Source organism: Streptomyces djakartensis (assembly GCF_014651075.1).
Taxonomy (GTDB): Bacteria; Actinomycetota; Actinomycetes; order Streptomycetales; family Streptomycetaceae; genus Streptomyces; species Streptomyces djakartensis.
Window position 1 is genome coordinate 1 of the sequence record NZ_BMWE01000008.1, and the last position, 16,863, is coordinate 16,863.

The 16,863-nt window shown below is 72.1% G+C and carries 17 protein-coding genes and 1 pseudogene; 10 read left to right on the top strand and 8 right to left on the bottom strand.

Annotated elements, in window-relative coordinates; all coding sequences use genetic code 11:
* Positions 1–1,389: outer membrane protein assembly factor BamB family protein (locus tag IE212_RS15105; RefSeq protein WP_229864331.1), on the top strand; the 1,389-nt coding region annotated here is incomplete at its 5' end.
* A 199-nt stretch (positions 1,390–1,588) separates the two neighbouring features.
* Here the strand turns inward: IE212_RS15105 and IE212_RS15110 are convergent.
* The 4 genes from IE212_RS15110 to IE212_RS15125 are packed head-to-tail and all read right to left on the bottom strand — an operon-like array spanning position 1,589 to position 4,959.
* Complete coding sequence (locus IE212_RS15110) at positions 1,589–2,539, bottom strand: alpha/beta fold hydrolase (RefSeq protein ID WP_190198636.1); 951 nt, start codon at positions 2,537–2,539, stop codon at positions 1,589–1,591.
* Between the two features lie 48 nt (positions 2,540–2,587).
* Complete coding sequence (locus IE212_RS15115) at positions 2,588–3,370, bottom strand: enoyl-CoA hydratase/isomerase family protein (RefSeq protein ID WP_190198350.1); 783 nt, start codon at positions 3,368–3,370, stop codon at positions 2,588–2,590.
* Complete coding sequence (locus tag IE212_RS15120) at positions 3,367–3,780, bottom strand: Zn-ribbon domain-containing OB-fold protein (RefSeq protein ID WP_190198351.1); 414 nt, start codon at positions 3,778–3,780, stop codon at positions 3,367–3,369. The genes IE212_RS15115 and IE212_RS15120 overlap by 4 nt, the downstream gene beginning before the upstream one ends.
* 9 nt (positions 3,781–3,789) lie before the next feature.
* Complete coding sequence (locus IE212_RS15125) at positions 3,790–4,959, bottom strand: lipid-transfer protein (protein WP_190198352.1); 1,170 nt, start codon at positions 4,957–4,959, stop codon at positions 3,790–3,792.
* Between the two features lie 108 nt (positions 4,960–5,067).
* On the opposite strand from IE212_RS15125, the gene IE212_RS15130 reads away from it, so the two are divergent.
* Complete coding sequence (locus tag IE212_RS15130; protein ID WP_190198353.1) at positions 5,068–6,699, top strand: FadD3 family acyl-CoA ligase; 1,632 nt, start codon at positions 5,068–5,070, stop codon at positions 6,697–6,699.
* On the opposite strand, the gene IE212_RS15135 is transcribed toward IE212_RS15130, so the two are convergent.
* On the bottom strand, positions 6,668–7,588 hold the full coding sequence (locus IE212_RS15135) for an SMP-30/gluconolactonase/LRE family protein (RefSeq protein ID WP_190198354.1): 921 nt from the start codon (positions 7,586–7,588) through the stop codon (positions 6,668–6,670). The genes IE212_RS15130 and IE212_RS15135 overlap by 32 nt on opposite strands.
* 114 nt (positions 7,589–7,702) lie before the next feature.
* Here IE212_RS15135 and IE212_RS15140 point away from each other — a divergent pair, with 114 nt between their 5' ends.
* The 4 genes from IE212_RS15140 (at position 7,703) to IE212_RS15155 (ending at position 11,943) form a co-directional block, all read left to right on the top strand.
* Positions 7,703–7,981: a hypothetical protein gene (locus tag IE212_RS15140; protein WP_190198355.1), complete on the top strand. Its 279-nt coding sequence runs from the start codon at positions 7,703–7,705 to the stop codon at positions 7,979–7,981.
* Positions 7,981–8,376: a hypothetical protein gene (locus tag IE212_RS15145; protein WP_190198356.1), complete on the top strand. Its 396-nt coding sequence runs from the start codon at positions 7,981–7,983 to the stop codon at positions 8,374–8,376. The genes IE212_RS15140 and IE212_RS15145 overlap by 1 nt, the downstream gene beginning before the upstream one ends.
* Before the next feature lie 162 nt (positions 8,377–8,538).
* Positions 8,539–11,550: an SARP-family global regulator AfsR gene (afsR, locus tag IE212_RS15150; protein WP_190198357.1), complete on the top strand. Its 3,012-nt coding sequence runs from the start codon at positions 8,539–8,541 to the stop codon at positions 11,548–11,550.
* A 216-nt stretch (positions 11,551–11,766) separates the two neighbouring features.
* A complete protein-coding gene (locus IE212_RS15155; RefSeq protein WP_190198358.1) occupies positions 11,767–11,943 on the top strand; it encodes a hypothetical protein in 177 nt (58 codons plus the stop codon).
* A gap of 105 nt (positions 11,944–12,048) precedes the next feature.
* Here the strand turns inward: IE212_RS15155 and IE212_RS35535 are convergent, their stop codons facing one another.
* On the bottom strand, positions 12,049–12,714 hold the full coding sequence (locus tag IE212_RS35535; RefSeq protein ID WP_308430210.1) for an ATP-binding protein: 666 nt from the start codon (positions 12,712–12,714) through the stop codon (positions 12,049–12,051).
* Positions 12,715–12,836: 122 nt separating this feature from the next.
* On the opposite strand from IE212_RS35535, the gene IE212_RS15165 reads away from it, so the two are divergent.
* The 3 genes from IE212_RS15165 to IE212_RS15175 are packed head-to-tail and all read left to right on the top strand — an operon-like array spanning position 12,837 to position 14,857.
* Positions 12,837–13,688 (top strand): helix-turn-helix domain-containing protein, encoded by an 852-nt coding sequence (locus IE212_RS15165; protein ID WP_190198359.1) that lies wholly within the window; start codon positions 12,837–12,839, stop codon positions 13,686–13,688.
* On the top strand, positions 13,669–13,872 hold the full coding sequence (locus IE212_RS15170) for a DUF397 domain-containing protein (RefSeq protein ID WP_190198360.1): 204 nt from the start codon (positions 13,669–13,671) through the stop codon (positions 13,870–13,872). Before IE212_RS15165 ends, IE212_RS15170 begins: the two co-directional genes overlap by 20 nt.
* 58 nt (positions 13,873–13,930) lie before the next feature.
* The gene (locus IE212_RS15175; RefSeq protein ID WP_190198361.1) at positions 13,931–14,857 is read left to right on the top strand and encodes a hypothetical protein; all 927 of its coding nucleotides are present in this window, start codon (positions 13,931–13,933) and stop codon (positions 14,855–14,857) included.
* A 123-nt stretch (positions 14,858–14,980) separates the two neighbouring features.
* On the opposite strand, the gene IE212_RS15180 is transcribed toward IE212_RS15175, so the two are convergent.
* The gene (locus IE212_RS15180; protein ID WP_190198638.1) at positions 14,981–15,838 is read right to left on the bottom strand and encodes an alpha/beta fold hydrolase; all 858 of its coding nucleotides are present in this window, start codon (positions 15,836–15,838) and stop codon (positions 14,981–14,983) included.
* A 106-nt stretch (positions 15,839–15,944) separates the two neighbouring features.
* Here IE212_RS15180 and IE212_RS15185 point away from each other — a divergent pair, with 106 nt between their 5' ends.
* On the top strand, positions 15,945–16,529 hold the full coding sequence (locus IE212_RS15185) for a TetR/AcrR family transcriptional regulator (RefSeq protein ID WP_229864332.1): 585 nt from the start codon (positions 15,945–15,947) through the stop codon (positions 16,527–16,529).
* Here IE212_RS15185 and IE212_RS15190 read toward each other — a convergent pair.
* Positions 16,517–16,828 (bottom strand): annotated as a pseudogene (locus tag IE212_RS15190) (GNAT family N-acetyltransferase); the annotation flags it as partial. The gene IE212_RS15185 and the pseudogene IE212_RS15190 sit on opposite strands and share 13 nt — an antisense overlap.
* Positions 16,829–16,863 lie beyond the last annotated feature (35 nt).

Genomic DNA, 16,863 nt, shown 5'->3' on the forward strand with positions numbered 1-16,863 from the left:
GTCCCCGCCGCCGCGTCGGTGGCCGGGCCGGGCACGCCCCCCGACACCGGCCCGGTGCGGCTGCCCGGCGCCCCGGTGCCCATCGGCCCGGGCCCGCGCGTCGCGGACATCCGTGCCGCAGCCGTCAAGGCACCCCCTCCCGAGGCCGCCCTCGCCGCCTCCTGGTCCAAGCCCCGCCCCGGCGTCAACGGCACCGACCCCGCCGTGGGCCCCGCCGTCGCCGCGCCCCCGGCCCCGGCCGCGCCGCCCGAGCAGCCCGGCGGCTGGCGTCCCTGGCGCTTCCGCATGTCCAACGACGTCTGGGGCACCCCCTCCGTCGCCGACGACCTGGTCTACGTCACCTCCTTCGAGGTGCACGCCCTGGACGTCGCCACCGGCCGCCGCCGCTTCAAGACCCGGGACGTCGCCTGGTCCATGGCGGTCGCCGACGGCCGCATCCACGCCTCCGACGGCCCCACCCTGTTCGCCCTGGACGCCCGCGAGGGCGGTGACCTGTGGCGCTTCCAGACGGACGCCTGGGTCTACTCCCTCAAGGCCGGCCACGGCACCGTCGTCACCGGCACCCGGGGCGGCGGAGTCCAGGGCTGGGAGGCCTCGAACGGGCAGAAGCTGTGGGAGATCACCGGCTGCCAGACCGACTTCGAGTCCCCCGAGGCCGGACCCGCCCTGCACGACGGCACGGTCTACGTCTGGCAGGACGCCCGGCTGCGCGCCCTGGACGCCCGCACCGGCGAAGAGCGCTGGTCGTACCCGATCGGCGACACGGCCTCCTGCGGCGGCGTCCCGGTCCGCGTCACCCAGGCGCCCGACGGCTACGTCTACGTCTGCGCCGGCACCCGCGTCCTCGCCCTGGACGTGGCCGCCGGGCATGTGAAGTGGCACTTCGAGGCCCCGGCCGTCTTCCTCTCCCCGCCCGCCTTCGTGCCCGGCCCGGCCGTCACCGGCGGCGGCATCTACCTGGCCGACTACCTCGGCACGGTCTACGCCCTCGACGCCACCGACGGCCGCGACCGCTGGCGCATCGCCACCGAGTCCCGCTCCTGTGTCGACCCCGTCCTGGTCGCCGCCGGTCATGTCCACGTGGGCAGCGGAAAGGGCCTCTACACCCTCGACGCGGTCACCGGCACCCCCAAGTGGCGCTTCCAGGCGGGCGGCGACATCGTCGGCGCCCCCTCGGTGGCCGAGGGCCGGATCCACTTCGGCTCCACCGACCACCTGCTCTACACCCTGAAGGCCGACGACGGCCGGCTGCGCTGGAAACTCGCCACCGGCGGCGAGATCACCGGCTCCCCGGTCGTCAAGGACGGGGTGGTCTACGCGTGCAGCAAGGACCGCTGCGTGTACGCGCTGGACGCGGAGAAGGGCACCGGCACGGCGCGTACCGCGTAGGGCGTCGGGGACGGCCGTCGCACCGGCGTACGGAAGGGGCTCCGGACGGCGGCCGTCGCTCACCGGGAAGCGGCACCGGCAAGGCACCGGGGAGCGGCCCGGCGGAGCGGCCGGTCCACCGCCTCCACCAAGACGCTACGCCGGGCGCCCGCCGGCCGCCAGGCAGTGACATGCCCGCGCGGCGGGCGAGCCCCGGCCGTCAGTCCCGCAGCTCCGTCAGGAAGTCCAGCAGCGCCGCGTTCACCTCGCCGGGCCGCTCCTGCTGCGTCCAGTGGCCGCAGCCCGGCAGCACGAGCGGCTTCCGGCGCAGGCCGGGCATCAACTCGGGCAGCTTCTCGATCAGTTCGGGCGTGCCCGGGAAGGCCGGGACCAGATCCCGGTCGCCGTACACGTACAGCGCGGGCGAGGACACCACCGCTCCCTGCCAGGGCGCGGTCAGTTCCCAGTTGCGGTCCAGGTTGCGGTACCAGTTGAGCGCGCCGGTGAAGCCCGGCGCGAAGCTCTCGGTGAGCAGGTCGAGGTCCTCCTCGGTGAGCCACTCGGGCAGCACCTCGGGGTCCGGCGCGTCGGCGAGCCAGCCGCGCTCCGGGTCGGCCAGGGCCTGCTCGGGGCGCCCGGCGCCCGGTGCGTCACCGGAGGCGGAGTACAGCAGCTTGCGCAGGGTGGCGCGGGTGTCCGCGGAGAACTCGGCCTCGGCGACCCCGGGCTGCTCGAAGTAGTTCCAGTAGAACCGTCCCTCGAACCGCTCCCGCATGGTCTTCAGCGGCGGCTGACCGCCCCGGAACGGCGGCGGCACGCTCAGTCCCGCCACCCCGCGCACCACGTCCGGCCGCAGCAGCGCGGTGTGCCAGGCCACCGGCGCTCCCCAGTCGTGCCCGACGACGAACGCCCGCTCCTCGCCCAGCGCGTGGACCAGCCCGACCACGTCCCCCACCAGGTGGAGGATGCTGTACGCGGCCACGTCCTCCGGGTGGTCGCTGCCGCCGTACCCGCGCTGGTCGGGGGCGACCACCCGGAAACCGGCCTCGGCCAGCGGGCCGAACTGGTGCCGCCAGGAGTGCCAGGACTCCGGGAAGCCGTGCAGCAGCACCACCAGCGGGCCTTCGCCCTGCTCCGCGATGTGCAGCCGTATACCGTTGACGTCGATCATCCGATGCTCAACCACGCGTCGAGCATACGCGTGTAGGTGCCAACGGTTTTACTCGCGCAACCGGTACTCCCCTCCCCGCCCCCGCTGCGCGAACAGCCGGGCCTGCCGCTCACCCGTCGCGTTCCCGAGCGCGATGAGATGCGGCGCCTGCGCGACGCCCCGGGACCGCCCGGCCTCGCTCGCCGCCCACAGCGCCCGCACCGTCCCCTGCACGGCCCGCGTCGGATACCCGGCGATGACGGTGGCACAGGCGACGGCCGCCTCCAGCACCTCGCCCCGCGGCGCGAGTTCGGACACCAGCCCGACCTCGTACGCCCGCCGGGCCGAGATCCGTTCGGCCGTCCCCATCAGCGCCATCCGCGCGACCTCCCCGTACGGCATGCGCTGCGCCATGAGTACCGACTCGTAGGCGCTGACCATGCCGTAGGTGGTGTGCGGGTCGAAGAAGGTCGCGGTGGTGTCGGCGACCACGAACTCCGCCTCGCCCAGAAGGTAGAAGGCGCCCCCGCAGGCCATCCCGCGCACGGCGGCGACGACCGGCTTCCACAGGTCGTTCGCCTTGGGCCCGACGTCGAGCAGCGGATCGTCCTGCGCGAACGGCGAGTCGGGCTGCGGTACGACGGCGTCCCGGTCGATGCCGGTGCAGAAGGCGCGCTCGCCCGCTCCGGTCAGGACGACGGCCCGCACGGCGTCGTCGAACCGCAACGCCCGCCACACGGCGACGAGTTCGCCCGCCATGGCGAGGTCGATGGCGTTGAGCCGGCCGGGCCGGTTCAGGGTGACGACGGCGACCCCGCTGTCCGGGTCGGAGCGCACGGTCACGGTGCTCATGACCGCTCCAGCACCCACCGGGGAAGCCCGTCGTCGAAGACCACCCGCACCCGGGCGCCGATGCGCAGGCGGTCCGCCGGGAGGGAGCCGAGTGGCTCCCCGGGCCCGGCGACGAGGTTGCCGACGAGCCGGATCCGGGGCGCCTTGTCGAGCTCGACGACGACCACGTTGTACGGCGCCAGCTCCGCGTAGTCCGGCAGCAGGGGCGGATGCGGGACGACGTACGACCACACACGACCCGTCCCCGGCACGAGCCGCCACTCGGCCTCGAAGGACTGGCAGTGCGGACAGCAGGGCCGGGGCGGGAAGCGCGGCTCGCCGCACCCGGCGCAGGCCTGGACACGGAGTTCGCCCCGGGCGGCGTACTCCCAGAAAGGGGCGCCGTCGGCGTCGGTGACGGGACGCAGCATCTCAGCTCCTCAGCTCCTCAGCAGCAGGGCGGAGGTCGGCACACCCTCACCGGCCGTGACCAGACAGGCCGACGCTCCCGGCACCTGCGCGGTACTGGTCCCGCGCAGCTGCTTCACCCCTTCGTTGATCAGGTTGAAGCCGTGCACGTAGGCCTCGGACAGCCCGCCCCCGCCGGTGTTCACGGGCAGCGGCCCGCCGATCTCCAGCGCCCCGCCCTCGGTGAACGCCCCGCCCTCCCCGCGCCCGCAGAAGCCGAACCCCTCCAGGGAGAGGAGGACCAGTGGGGTGAAGGCGTCGTAGATCTGGGCGACGTCCACATCCTCCGGGGCCAGGTCGGAGTGCTTCCACAGATGCCGGGCGGCGGTCCAGGCCGGGCCGGTGAGGGGGTCGTCGTTCCAGTAGTTGACCATGCCGTGGTGCTGGGCGGGCAGCGACTGGGCGGCGGAGTGGACGTAGACGGGTGTGCGGCGGCAGTCGCGGGCCCGCTCGGCGGAGATGACGACACAGGCCAGCGCCCCGTCCGTCTCCAGGCAGTTGTCGAAGAGGCAGAGCGGTTCGCTGATCCAGCGGGACGTCATGTACATCTCGCGGGTGAGGGGACGGTCGTACATGATCGCGGCGGGGTTCTGGTTGGCCCGGTTGCGGCAGGCCAGGGCGACGTTGAACAGGTGGTCCCGGGTGGCCCCGTACTCGTGCATGTACCGGCGGGCGAGCATGGCGATCTCGTCCACCGGTCTGAGCAGACCGTACGGCCGGGTCCACTGGGCCGGGGTCGGGAGCTGGACGGTGGTGTCGGTCCAGGGCCGGGCCCCGCTGCCCCGCTTGCGTGACCGCCAGGCGACGCCGACGCTCGCCTGCCCGGTGGCGACGGCGGCGGCGAGATGCGCGACCGTGGCACACGAACCGCCGCCCCCGAAACCGACCTTGCTGAAGAAGGTGAGGTCGCCGAAGCCGCAGGCCTTCGCCAGCTCCACCTCGTCCGTCTCCTCCATGGTGTAGGAGGCGAGGGCGTCGACCTCGCCGGGTGCGATCCCGGCGTCGTCGAGGGCGGCCAGCACGGCACGGCAGGCGAGGGTGCGCTCGTCCTCGGGGAGCCGTTTGGCGAAAGGTGTCTGGCCGATGCCGACGATGGCGGTGGCGTCCTTGAGGCCGGCCGGTCCTGCCGTTCCTGCTGCCATGTGCGCGCACCTCCGGGACCGAACGGTTCGCTGACAGTGCGTCAGATTACAGCTAATCTGACGGTCAGTCAGCTCTTCGTCGGCTCTTCTGCTCCCGGGAGGCTTGCTGTGCGAGCGGAGACGGAACGGGAAACCATCCCGAATCTGGTGAGGTCGGCGGCCGAGCGGTACGCGGACGTCGAGGCGGTCGTGGAGGGCCGCACCCGGATCACCTACGCGGAACTGGGTGCCCGCGTGGAGCGCGCCGCGGCGGCCTGCCTGGCGAACGGGGTCGGACCGGGCGACCGGGTCGGCGTCTGGGCGCCGAACACCCTCGACTGGATCGTCAGCGCCCTGGGCGCCGTCTCGGCGGGCGCGGTGCTCGTGCCGCTGAACACCCGCTTCAAGGGCGCCGAGGCGGCGGACGTCCTGCGCCGCAGCGGAACCCGGCTGCTCTTCGTCACCGGCACCTTCCTCGGCACCTCCTACGTGGCGTCCCTGCGCAGGGCGGCCGGGGAAGGCCCCGGCGGCCCCGGCCCGCTGCCCGGACTGCCCGCGCTGGAGCGCGTGGTGGTCCTGTCGGAGGACGCCCCCGCCGACTTCCTCACCTGGAAGGGCTTCCTGGCGAGCGGGGACGGGGTGGGGCCGCGGGAGGTGCGCGCACGGGCGGACGCGGTCGACGGCTCCTGGACCTCCGACATCATCTTCACCTCGGGCACGACGGGCCGCCCCAAGGGCGCGGTCATCACCCACGGCCAGTCGCTGCGGGCGTACGGCATCTGGAGCGACCTGGCCGGCCTCACTCGGGGCGACCGCTACCTCATCGTGAACCCCTTCTTCCACACCTTCGGCTACAAGGCCGGAGTGCTCGCCTGCCTGATGCGGGGCGCGACGATGATCCCCCAGCCGGTGTTCGGCGTGAACACCGTCCTGGCCAACATCGCCGCGGAACGGGTCTCCGTGCTCCCCGGCCCGCCGACCCTCCTGCAGTCCCTCCTGGACCACTCGGCACGGGACGCCCACGACCTGTCGGCGCTCCGCCTGGTGGTGACGGGAGCGGCGGTGGTGCCACTGCGGCTCGTCGAGCGGCTGCGCACCGAACTCGGCGTCGGCACGGTCCTGACGGCCTACGGCCTCTCCGAAGCCGGCGGCGTCGTCACGATGTGCCGCCGCGGCGACGACCCGGCCGTCATCGCCTCGACGTCGGGCCGGGCGATCCCCGGCACGGAGGTGCGGGTCACGGATCCTGGGGGCACACCCCTGCCGCCGGGCACACCCGGCGAGGTCCTGGTCCGCGGCTTCAACGTCATGACCGGCTACCACGAGGACGAGCGGGCCACCGCCGAGGTGCTGTCACGTGACGGCTGGCTGCGCACCGGCGACGTCGGCGTCCTCGACCCCGAGGGCAACCTGCGCATCACCGACCGCCTCAAGGACATGTTCATCGTCGGCGGCTTCAACGCCTACCCCGCCGAGATAGAGCAGCTCCTCGGCCTCCACCCGGACGTGGCGGACGTGGCGGTGATCGGCGTCCCCGACGCCCGGCTCGGCGAGGTCGGCCGGGCCTACGTCGTCCGGCGGCCGGGAGCACTGCTCACCGGCGACGACCTGATCGCCTGGTCCCGCCGGGAGATGGCGAACTACAAGGTCCCGAGATCGGTGGAGTTCGTGGCGGAGCTGCCCCGCAACGCGAGCGGCAAGGTCGTGAAGGGGGCGCTGCGGGACGGTGTCAGCGGCGGGGGAGCGGCGAGGTTCCGGTGACGGACATGACGAGCGAGTAGAGCGTGGTGTCGGCGGCGATGAACATCCGGTTCAGCCGGGCGCCGCCGAACCGGATGTTGGCGACGGTGCCGGGCACCAGGACGCGGCCGAGGAGCGTGCCGTCGGGGTGGTAGCAGTGCACGCCGCCGTCCATGGCGGCGGCCCAGAGCCGCCCCTCGTCGTCGAACCGGATGTTGTCGAAGGTGCCGTTCGCGCACTCGGCGAAGACCTCACCGCCGGTCAGCGTCCCGTCCTCGCGGACGTCGAAGACGCGGATATGGTTGGCGAGGCTGTCGGACACGAACAGCCGCCGCTCGTCGGGCGAGAACACCAGCCCGTTGGGCCCTTCGAACCCGTCGGCGGCCAACCGCACCTCCCCGCTGTCCGGGTCCACCCGGTATACGTTCCGGGCGCCGATCTCACTCTCCCCGCGATGCCCCTCGTAGTCGGTCGCGATCCCGAACTCGGGGTCGGAGAACCAGACCGACCCGTCCGACCGTACGACGGCGTCGTTCGGGCTGTTGAGCCGCTTCCCCCGGAACCGCTCGGCGATCACGGTGACCGACCCGTCGTGCTCGGTCCGGGTCACCCGCCGCTCGCCCTGCTCACAGGTGATGAGACGGCCCTGACCGTCCAGGGTGTTGCCGTTCGGGAACCCGGCGGGCGTCCGGAACACCCCCACGGACCCGGTGGTCTCGTCCCAGCGCAGCAGCCGGTCGTTCGGGATGTCGCTCCAGAGGAGGTACCGCCCCGCGGGCACGTACACCGGCCCCTCGGCCCACCGGCACCCCTCGAAGAGCGTCTCCAGCCGGGAGTCCCCGGCCTGACACCGCCCCGTCCGGAACCGGTCGTCGAGGGTCTCGTACGTCTGCGGTTGCTCGCCGGGCATGCCGCCACCTTCCCATCGAGCCGACTGAAGAGCTGCCGCACTCACTATCGCGTGCCCCGAACAGCGGCGCATTCCGCCGGGCCGCGGACACTCAGGTTCGGTATGATAGGTGGTATGGCAACGAAGAAGTACACCGTGACGCTGCCGGAGGAGCTCGCCGAGGAGATCCGGCAGGAAGTCGGATCGGGCGGCTTCAGCGCCTATGTCACGCGGGCCATAGAGCATCAGCGGGAGCAGGACCGGCTCGGTGAACTCGTGGCGTGGCTGGAGGAGGAGCACGGCCCCGTCACCGACGACGAACTCGCCGCGGCGGAGGCTGAGCGCAGGGAGTTCGAGCGCCACTTCACTCAGCGGGGTGCGGCCTCCGGGGATCAGGCCCGGAGGGCGAGCTGATGCTGCCGTCCTGCTACGTGCTGGACTGCGAGGCGTTGTCGCGGGCCGTCCTGGGCGAGCGGGCGATGCTCGCGCGGCTCAAGGACGCCCACCGATCGGGCATCCGCGTCGTGACCAGTTCCATGACCCTGATCGAGGCGTACCACTCCCGGGTGAAGCGCGCTGCCTGGGCCTGGGCGATGTCGCGGGTCGTGGTGGAGCCCGTGACGCGGGAGATCGCCGATGCCGCTGTGACCCTCCTCCAGGACACCGGCCTGCACGGACACGAGTACGCGATCGACGCGGCCCTTGCGGTGATCGCGGGACGGCAGCCCGGAGGCGTGGTGCTCTTCACCTCCGACGAGGACGACATGGGAAAGCTGTGCGGGCCGGGCGTGCGGCTCGCGCCGTTGTAGCCGGCCTCTCCCCGCTCGTCCGCGTCCCGCCGCGCGCGGAGAGAGTGTGCGGATCGTGTGGACTCCCGTGCGCCGGGCTGTGATCGGTGTCCCCCGCACCTGACGCAGCCGCCGCGCACAAGGCAAACTGGCGTGGTTGCTCAGGACGGCTAGGGGGACTGCATGGACGGTGTACCGGACGGTGTGCCGCGCGAACCGGAGCAGCGGCGTCCCGGCTCCTCGGCGAAGTCGGCCACATCGCCGGAGTCGGCGGAAGGGGCGGATCCGGCGGCGTCGGCGGCGCTGCGCTTCGGCGTGCTCGGGCCGGTGCGCGCCTGGCGTGGTGACGAGCCCGTCACCACCGGGTCCCCCCAGCAACGCGCCCTGCTCGCCGCCCTGCTGCTGCGCGAAGGCCGGACGGCCACGGCGGCGGAGCTGATCGACGCCCTGTGGGGCGACGAACCGCCCTCCCAGGCCCTGGCGGCGCTGCGGACGTACGCCTCCCGGCTGCGCAAGGTGCTGGACCCGGGTGTCCTGGTCAGCGAGTCCGGCGGGTACGCGATCCGCAGCCTGGCCGAAGGCGCCCTGGACCTGACCGTCGCTCAGGATCTGGCCGCCGAGGCGGAGAAGGCCCGTTCGGCCGGCGACCTGGGCCACGCCCGGGAGGTGCTGCGGCGGGCCCTCGCCCTCTGGGACGGGGAGACCCTGGCCGGGGTGCCCGGCCCGTACGCGGAGACGCAGCGCGTCCGTCTGGAGGAGTGGCGGCTCCAACTCCTGGAGTCCCGCCTGGACATGGACCTGGAGCAGGGCCGCCACGCGGAGGCCGTCTCGGAGCTCACCGCCCTCACCGCCGCCCATCCGCTCCGCGAACGGCTGAGAGAGCTGCTGATGCTGGCGCTGTACCGCAGCGGCCGGCAGGCCGAGGCCCTCGCGGTGTACGCCGACACCCGGCGGCTGCTCGCCGACGAACTGGGCGTGGACCCGCGCCCCGGCCTCAGCGAGCTGCAGCAGCGGATCCTCCAGGCCGACCCGGGCCTGGCGGAGCCCTCCTCCCCGGCCCCCGAACCCGCCTCCGTCCTCGTCCGCCCGGCCCAGCTCCCGGCCACCGTGCCGGACTTCACCGGCCGCTCCGCCTTCGTGCGCGAGCTCGGCGACATCCTGGCCTCGGCCGACGGCGGGGTGATGGCGGTCTCGGCGCTGGCCGGGATCGGCGGCGTGGGGAAGACCACCCTCGCCGTGCACGTGGCCCACCAGGCGCGCGCGGCGTTCCCCGACGGGCAGTTGTACGTCGACCTGCAGGGCGCCGGCGCGCGGGCGGCGGATCCGGAGACCGTCCTGGGCTCGTTCCTGCGCGCGCTCGGCACCGCCGACACCGCCGTACCCGACTCCCTGGAGGAGCGGGCGGCGCTCTACCGCTCCGTCCTGGCCGGCCGCCGCGTCCTGGTGCTCCTGGACAACGCCCGCGACGCCGCCCAGGTACGTCCCCTGCTGCCCGGCACGGACGGCTGCGCGGCGCTGGTCACCTCGCGGGTAAGGATGGTGGACCTGGCGGGCGCCCACCTGATCGACCTGGACGTGATGTCGCCGGACGAGGCACTGGCGCTGTTCACCAAGATCGTGGGGGAGGAGCGGGTGGCGTCCGAGCGGAAGGCCGCCCTGGACGTCGTCGCCGCCTGCGGCTTCCTGCCCCTCGCGATCCGCATCGCGGCGTCCCGGCTGGCCGCGCGCCGCACCTGGACGGTGTCGGTCCTCGCGGCGAAGCTCGCCGACGAACGCCGCCGCCTCGACGAACTCCAGGCCGGCGACCTGGCGGTGAAGGCCACCTTCGAGCTCGGCTACGGCCAGCTGGAGCCCGCCCAGGCCCGCGCCTTCCGCCTCCTCGGCCTGGCCGACGGCCCCGACATCTCCCTCCCGGCCGCCGCGGCGATCCTGGACCTGCCGGTGGAGGACACCGAGGACCTGCTGGAGTCCCTCGTCGACACCTCACTCCTGGAGTCCGCCGCCCCCGGCCGGTACCGCTTCCACGACCTCGTACGGCTCTACGCGCGTGCGTGCGCCGAACGCGACGAGCTGCCGCCGAGCGAACGGGGCGCGGCCCTGTCCCGTCTCCTGGACTTCTACCTGGCGTCGGCGGCGGGCGTGTACGCGATCGAACGGCCGGGCGACCGGCTGGTGGACCACCTCGAACCGACCGCCTATCCGGGGCTGCGCTTCGACAACCGGCACGCAGCGCAGGACTGGCTCTACGCGGAGGCCGTCTGCCTCCTCGCGTGCGTACGCCAGTCCGCCGGGCGGCCGGACACGCTCCCCCGGGCGATCGACCTGCTGTGGGCCGCGCACGACCTCTCCGAGTCCGGGGCGAACTCCCGGGGATACGAGGCTACGGCCGAGGCGCTCCTCGACGCCGCCCGGCAGTTCGGCCTCGCGCGGGCGGAGGCCCGGGCGCTGACGACCCTCGTCAACGTCCACCACGTGGGCGGCCGCTTCGAGCGAGCCGACGAGGAGGCCGAGCGGGCCATCCTCCTCGCGCAGGAGGCCGACGACCTGTTCACCGTCTGCTGGGCCCGCAACGCCCGCGGCATCATCGCGCTGTACCAGAACCGGCACCAGGACGGCGAGGAGCACCTCTCCCGGGCCATCGAGCATTTCCGGGTCCTGGGCAACCGCCCCGGAGAGGCCGCCGCGTTGTGCAACCTGTCCCGGATCCACCTCGCCACCGGACGGACCCAGAGCGCCGTCGCGCTGGCCCAGGAGGGCATCGGCATCTACGACGCCATGGGCAACACCATGCGCGGCGCGAACGCCCGTTACGCCCTGGGGCTCGCCCTCACCCAGAGCGGCGAGCTGTGCGACGCCGCCGGCCGGCTCCAGGAGGCGCTGGAGGTGTTCCGGGACAGCAGGCAGCGCCTCTGGGAGGGCATGACCCTGTTCCGGCTGGCCGAGGTGGACCTCGCCGCCCGGCGCCCCGCACAGGCCGCAGCCAACGCCGAGATGGCCCTGACCGTGCTGCGCGGCATCGGCGGCGAGTGGCGGCGCGGCAACGTCCTCACCGTCCTCGGCCGCGCGCTCAGCGGCATCGGCCAGACCGGCCGGGCCCAGGTCTGCTGGCAGGAAGCGGCCGGCATCTACGAGGAACTGGGCTCCCCCGAGGCCGCCGACGTGCGCGCGCTGCTCTCCCCGGTACGGGCGGCCTGACCCCCTGTCGCGGGCGTTCATCATTCGTTTATCGCCCCACGCCATTCTTTGCGTAGTCGATCCGTCGCGTCGGGGGGCAGACGGGTCGCCGCACGGGGCCCCGCACCGAGAAGCTGGGGTGAGCGGCCCAAGCGGGCCCGTCCGGTCGGACTCGGGGGAGTGACCGGGCGGGCCCCGCCAACAGAACTGCTACATCCAAACGGGGAGTTGACGAACATGAGCGACGAGCTCAAGCCGCAGGACCTGCACGCGACCGACGAGCCGCTGGGGACCGAGGACCTGCACGCCACGGACAAGAACACCGTCAAGAAGCAGGACCTGCACGCCACGGACGAGCCGCTGGAGACCAAGGACCTGCACGCCACGACGGAGCCGTTCAAGCCGACCAGGTGAGTCCGGTGAAGCAAGCCCGGTGAGGTAGCCACAACACACGGGGTTCGGCCGCGGCGGCGCGGAGGGGGAGCCGTCGCGGCCGATGTGTGTCCGCAGCCGGGGCAATCAGGACGCCTGCACCGGTTCTTCCCACGCCAGTTCGCACCAGACGGTCTTGCCCGACTCCCCTTCCTCGACACCCCACCGCAACGCCACCGCGTCGAGAAGCGCCAGGCCCCGCCCGGTTTCGCCGTCGGCCGGGGCGTCCCGGAGAACGGGGGCACGAGGGTCGGGGTCGCTGACCTCGACCCGGGCGCGCTCACCGGAGCGCGACACGTGCACCCGCACCGGGACGCCCGCCCCGACGTGCCGGATGACATTGCCGACCAGCTCCGTGACCCACAACTGCACATCGGCGCAGGGCACGCCCAAACACGCGCGCAGTGTGCGGCGCAGTTCCGGCACCACCTCGGGTACGGCAGCCAGAACGACATCCAGCAGCACCGAACCCGGAACCGTCGGCCCGGCCGGGGCTCGCAACGCGGCGATCAGCTTGCGTGCCGTCTCGGTGTTGCAGTTGCCCAACGCGACAAGACCCGCAGTCCTGCCGTGCGCGCCCGCGAACGATGGTACGTCGACGCGCAGGGACGGCAGGGTGATGCCGTGCATGGAGAGGGCGGACTTCAGGTCGTCCACGCACCGGTCCACGCACCGGTCGACGCACCGGTCGGCGTGGTGGTGGGCGGGGGAGCGGTCGGGGGCGGCCGAGGTGACGGGCTGCGCGTTGCGCATGACGGACCTTCTCGCGTTCGGGTACCTGCTGTGACGAATCAGTCACACAGTGCTGCCAATTCCCGTACCGTGGGAGGGCTTTCGACTGCGCAAGAGCGACTGGCAAACGGCGGTGATGAGCTGTGCCCCCACGCAAGGACCCCGACGCGTCGGCCAACGTTCCCTCCTTCTACGGCGCCGAGTTGCGCTACCAGCGGGAACTGGCGGGTCTGACCCTGGAGCAGCTGGCCGACGGAAGCTTTCGCGGCGTGCCGTTCCTGAGTCAGATCGAGCGTGGTGAGCGGCGCATGCCGCTGGATCTGGCCCGGCACGTCGACAAGGTGCTGAAGACGGACGGCTTCTTCGAGCGGCGTTGCGAAGACGCCCGCAGGGCCCGGCAGTCGGGGCATGCCGAGTACTTCGCGGACGTGGCGGAGATGGAGCGGCACGCGGAGACGATCGAGGACTGGGCGCCGATGCTGGTGCCGGGTCTGTTGCAGACCAGGGCCTACGCGGAGGCGGTGGTCCACACCTCGCTGCCGTGGCTGCCTCCCGAGACGGTCGACAAGCAGGTCCGTGCCCGGCTGGAGCGCGCGGAGATCTGGGCGGGCGAGCAGCGTCCGGCGTTCTGGGCGATCCTGCACGAGGGGCTGGTCCACAAGCCCCTGCTGCCCCCGGTGGAGATGGCCGCGCAGCTGGAGCACATCGCGCACGTGGTCCGCTCCACGCAGGGCGTTCTGCAGATCCTCCCGGAAACGGCGCACGCCCACCCGTTCATGATGGGCATGATGCGGATCATGACCTTCCCGGACGCCCCACCGGTGGCCTATACGGAGGGTCTCCACAATGGCCAACTCATCGATTATCCGGCCCTCGTGAAGAACTACCGCAGGTCGTACGATCTGCTCAGGGCCGCGGCACTCCCGCCGGAGGCGTCCCTGACCATGATCGAACAAGCGGCAGAGGACTACCGAGATGGCAATCACCGCAGATGACCTGGGCGCGGTCGCGTGGCGCAGGAGCAGCTACAGCAACGGCAGCGGCGGCGAGTGCGTCGAGGTCGCGGACGGGCACCCCGGCGTGATGCCGGTCCGGGACTCGAAGGCCTCGGACGCAGGCCCGGTACTCCTCTTCCGGGCCCCTGCCTGGACCGCCTTCCTCACCTCCCTGAAGGGCTGAGCCCGGAGGTTATCCACAGGCCGCCGAGAACGCGCGCCATTCCTGAGATCTTGGCGGCATGGAGGAACGAAGGGCCCTGCGGGAGCTGGCGCAGGAGGGTGTGCTGCTCACCTGCCGTGCCCTGGAATCCGGCTGGCCCGCGCGGAGCCTCACCCGTGCCCTCCGGGCCGAGGGCTGGGGTCGGCTGCTGCCGGGTGCCTGGCTGGAGCCGGACCGGGCCGCGGACCTGCCCACGCGGCTCCGAGCCGTCCAGCTCCTCACTCCTCGGCTCGTCGTGAGCCACCGTTCGGCAACCGCCCTGTGGCGGATCGAGACCCTCGCCCCGACAGCCCAAGCGCCTCTGGAGTTCATCGACCCCGCCCTCACCTTCCGGGGCAAGGTCAAGGGCGTGCGCGTTCGCCGGACAGTCGTCGATGCAGGGGACGTGGCGCTGCGGTACGGCCTTCGCGTCACGAGCCCGGTGCGGACAGTTGCCGACCTTCTCCGCTCGCTCCCAAGGGACGAGGCGCTCGTCGCCCTGGAGTCGGCGGTGACGTACCGCCGGGTCGGCGGGGTACGGAGGGCGCCACTTGTCGCACTGGACGCGGTGGTGGCGGCGTTGGCTCAGCCTTCGCAGGGGTCGGCGAGAGCTCGCCGATGGCTCGGCCTGTGCGACCCCCGGTCCGGGTCACCGGCCGAGACCGTCGCCCGCCTGCGCATGGCCGACGCGGGCCTCCGTCCCGAGAGCCAGGTCGAGCTGTTCACCCCTCTCGGCCGCCGCATCGTCCTCGACTTCCTCTTCCGGCGTGAGGGGCTGGCGGTCGAGATCGAGGGCTACGCCTACCACGGCACGCGCGAGGCTCACCGACGGGACATCGCCCGCTTCAACCAGGCCGTACAGTGCCCCGAGGTGCGCAGTCTGCTCCGCTTCACCGCTGAGGACGTCTTCCACAACCCAGCCCGAATGATCACCGAGATCACCGCGGCTCTGCCCCCCCTGGAGTGACAGGAATTGGAGCGGTTGGGCCAAGAAGCGGCTGACATGCCCAGCTGTGGACTGACGGACTGCGCCCAAACGCTCCAGTCCCGTAACCCCGCTCGCCGGCGCCGCCGGCTGCTTCCCTCTCACTCAGTCGTTGTGTCGGGTCGGCTCCGCTCCAGTCCGGACGAGAAAGTCAGTCAGCACTTCGGCCAGCCGTTCGGGCTGGTCCTCGGGGATGAGGGTGGACGAGTCGGCGATCTCGATCAGTTGGCCCTGCGGGTACAGCTTGGCCAGTCGGGGGCCGTGCTCACGCGGCATCAGTCTGTCCTCGGTCGCCCAGACGACCAGTACCGGGCGGTCGAATTCACGCAGTCGCTCGCTCCAGGCCAGCAGTGTCTTGCGGCCGGGTGCTCCGGTGGCGAACTTGGCGAGGTCCTTGCGAATGGCCCTGCTGCGGGTGGCGGGAGCGAACCAGCCGTCCATGATCTCGTCGGGGATCCCGCGCAGGCTCATCCCACCGTATCCGGCCCGGTTGTGGCGGAACGCGGGGATGCCCATGAGCCGGGTCAGGAGCCAGACGCCACCGGGGACCCTGCATACCCGGGCCATCGCCTTGGCGGGTCCGGGGGGAAAGTTGTCGAAGGCCTCGCAGGCCACCAGCACCATGCGCGCGATCCTCTGGGCCCGCCCTTCCGACACCAGGAACTGGCCACCGCCCCAGTCGTTGAGGACGAGGGTCACCTGGTCCAGGCCCAGCCGCTCGATGAACTCGCCCAGGAGCCGGGCGACACCGCTTTGGGACAGGTCGGCATCCGGGTTCATCGGCTGGCGATGACCGCCGAGGGGCAGCGTAGGCAGGACACAGCGGTATCCGCCCAGCAGCGGGACCACCTTGCGCCACTGGGTCTCGTTCATCGGCATACCGTGGCCGAACACCAGCACCGGCCCTTCACCGCCGGTGTCCTGGTAGTCAACCGGTCCAGACGACAGCTCGATCCGCGGCATCAAACCCCCCATTTGATAGATTGTTCTACTGCAATCTTGAAGGCGAGAAGAGTAGAGGGCAATGGGGCAATCGGGCACTCGGGCCAGGATCCAGGGCGCTGCCGCGATGCTGTTCCGCCGCCACGGCTACTCAGCGACCGGCCTCAAGCGGGTCGCGACAGAGGCGGAAGCGCCGTTCGGCTCGATCTATCACTTCTTCCCCGGTGGCAAGCAGCAACTGGCCGAGGACATGATCCGCACGTCCGGACCCCAGTACGGCCGCATGGTGTTGGCTCTGCTGGACAGCGTGCCGGACCCTGCCGAATCCCTCGTACACGCCTTCGAGGCAGCCGCGGACGACCTTGCCGCGGCCGACTACGCCGACGCATGCCCGATCGGGACACTGGCGTTGGAGGTTGCCAGCAGCAATGAGGTGCTGCGGGCCGCGACGGCAGAGGTCTTCGAGGAGTGGGTCGACGCCGCGGCGCATTGGTTCGGCCGTTGGGTCGCCGACCCGACGGCGGCGCGCTCGCTCGCCTGCTCGATGATCATGATGCTTGAGGGGGCGTTCATGCTCAGCCGGGCTGCTCGTGATGCGGAACCCCTGCGGGTGGCCGGCCGGTCGATGGCCGAGTTGCTGCGCACAACTGTCGCACAGGCAGGGAGGGCTGACTCCGGCAAGCGAGACGGCGGCCCGAGCGCCAGTCGTTGACCTGCTCCCTGGCCTGAGGTCCAGGGCAGCACCTCCGGCAAGTAGTCGGGCACCGAAAGGCCAGTGAACCCGGCCAACTCACCAGTGGACCGGATCTCCGAGGCGAACAGGCCGAAGCCCTCTGAGTCCCACTCGCTCTCCCAGGCCTGAATCCCGGCGCGGGTCTGCCGTTCGTCACGGACGCTGCCGTCACGGATCCACCGCATGACCTCGGGGTCGGCGTTGATCGCAGCCATGGGCGCGACGTCTTCCTCGCGCCAGCGACGCAGCAGCAAACGGGGAGTCCCAAGCGTGACCATCCCACCATTCTGGGTCACGCATGGGCTCCCGCCAC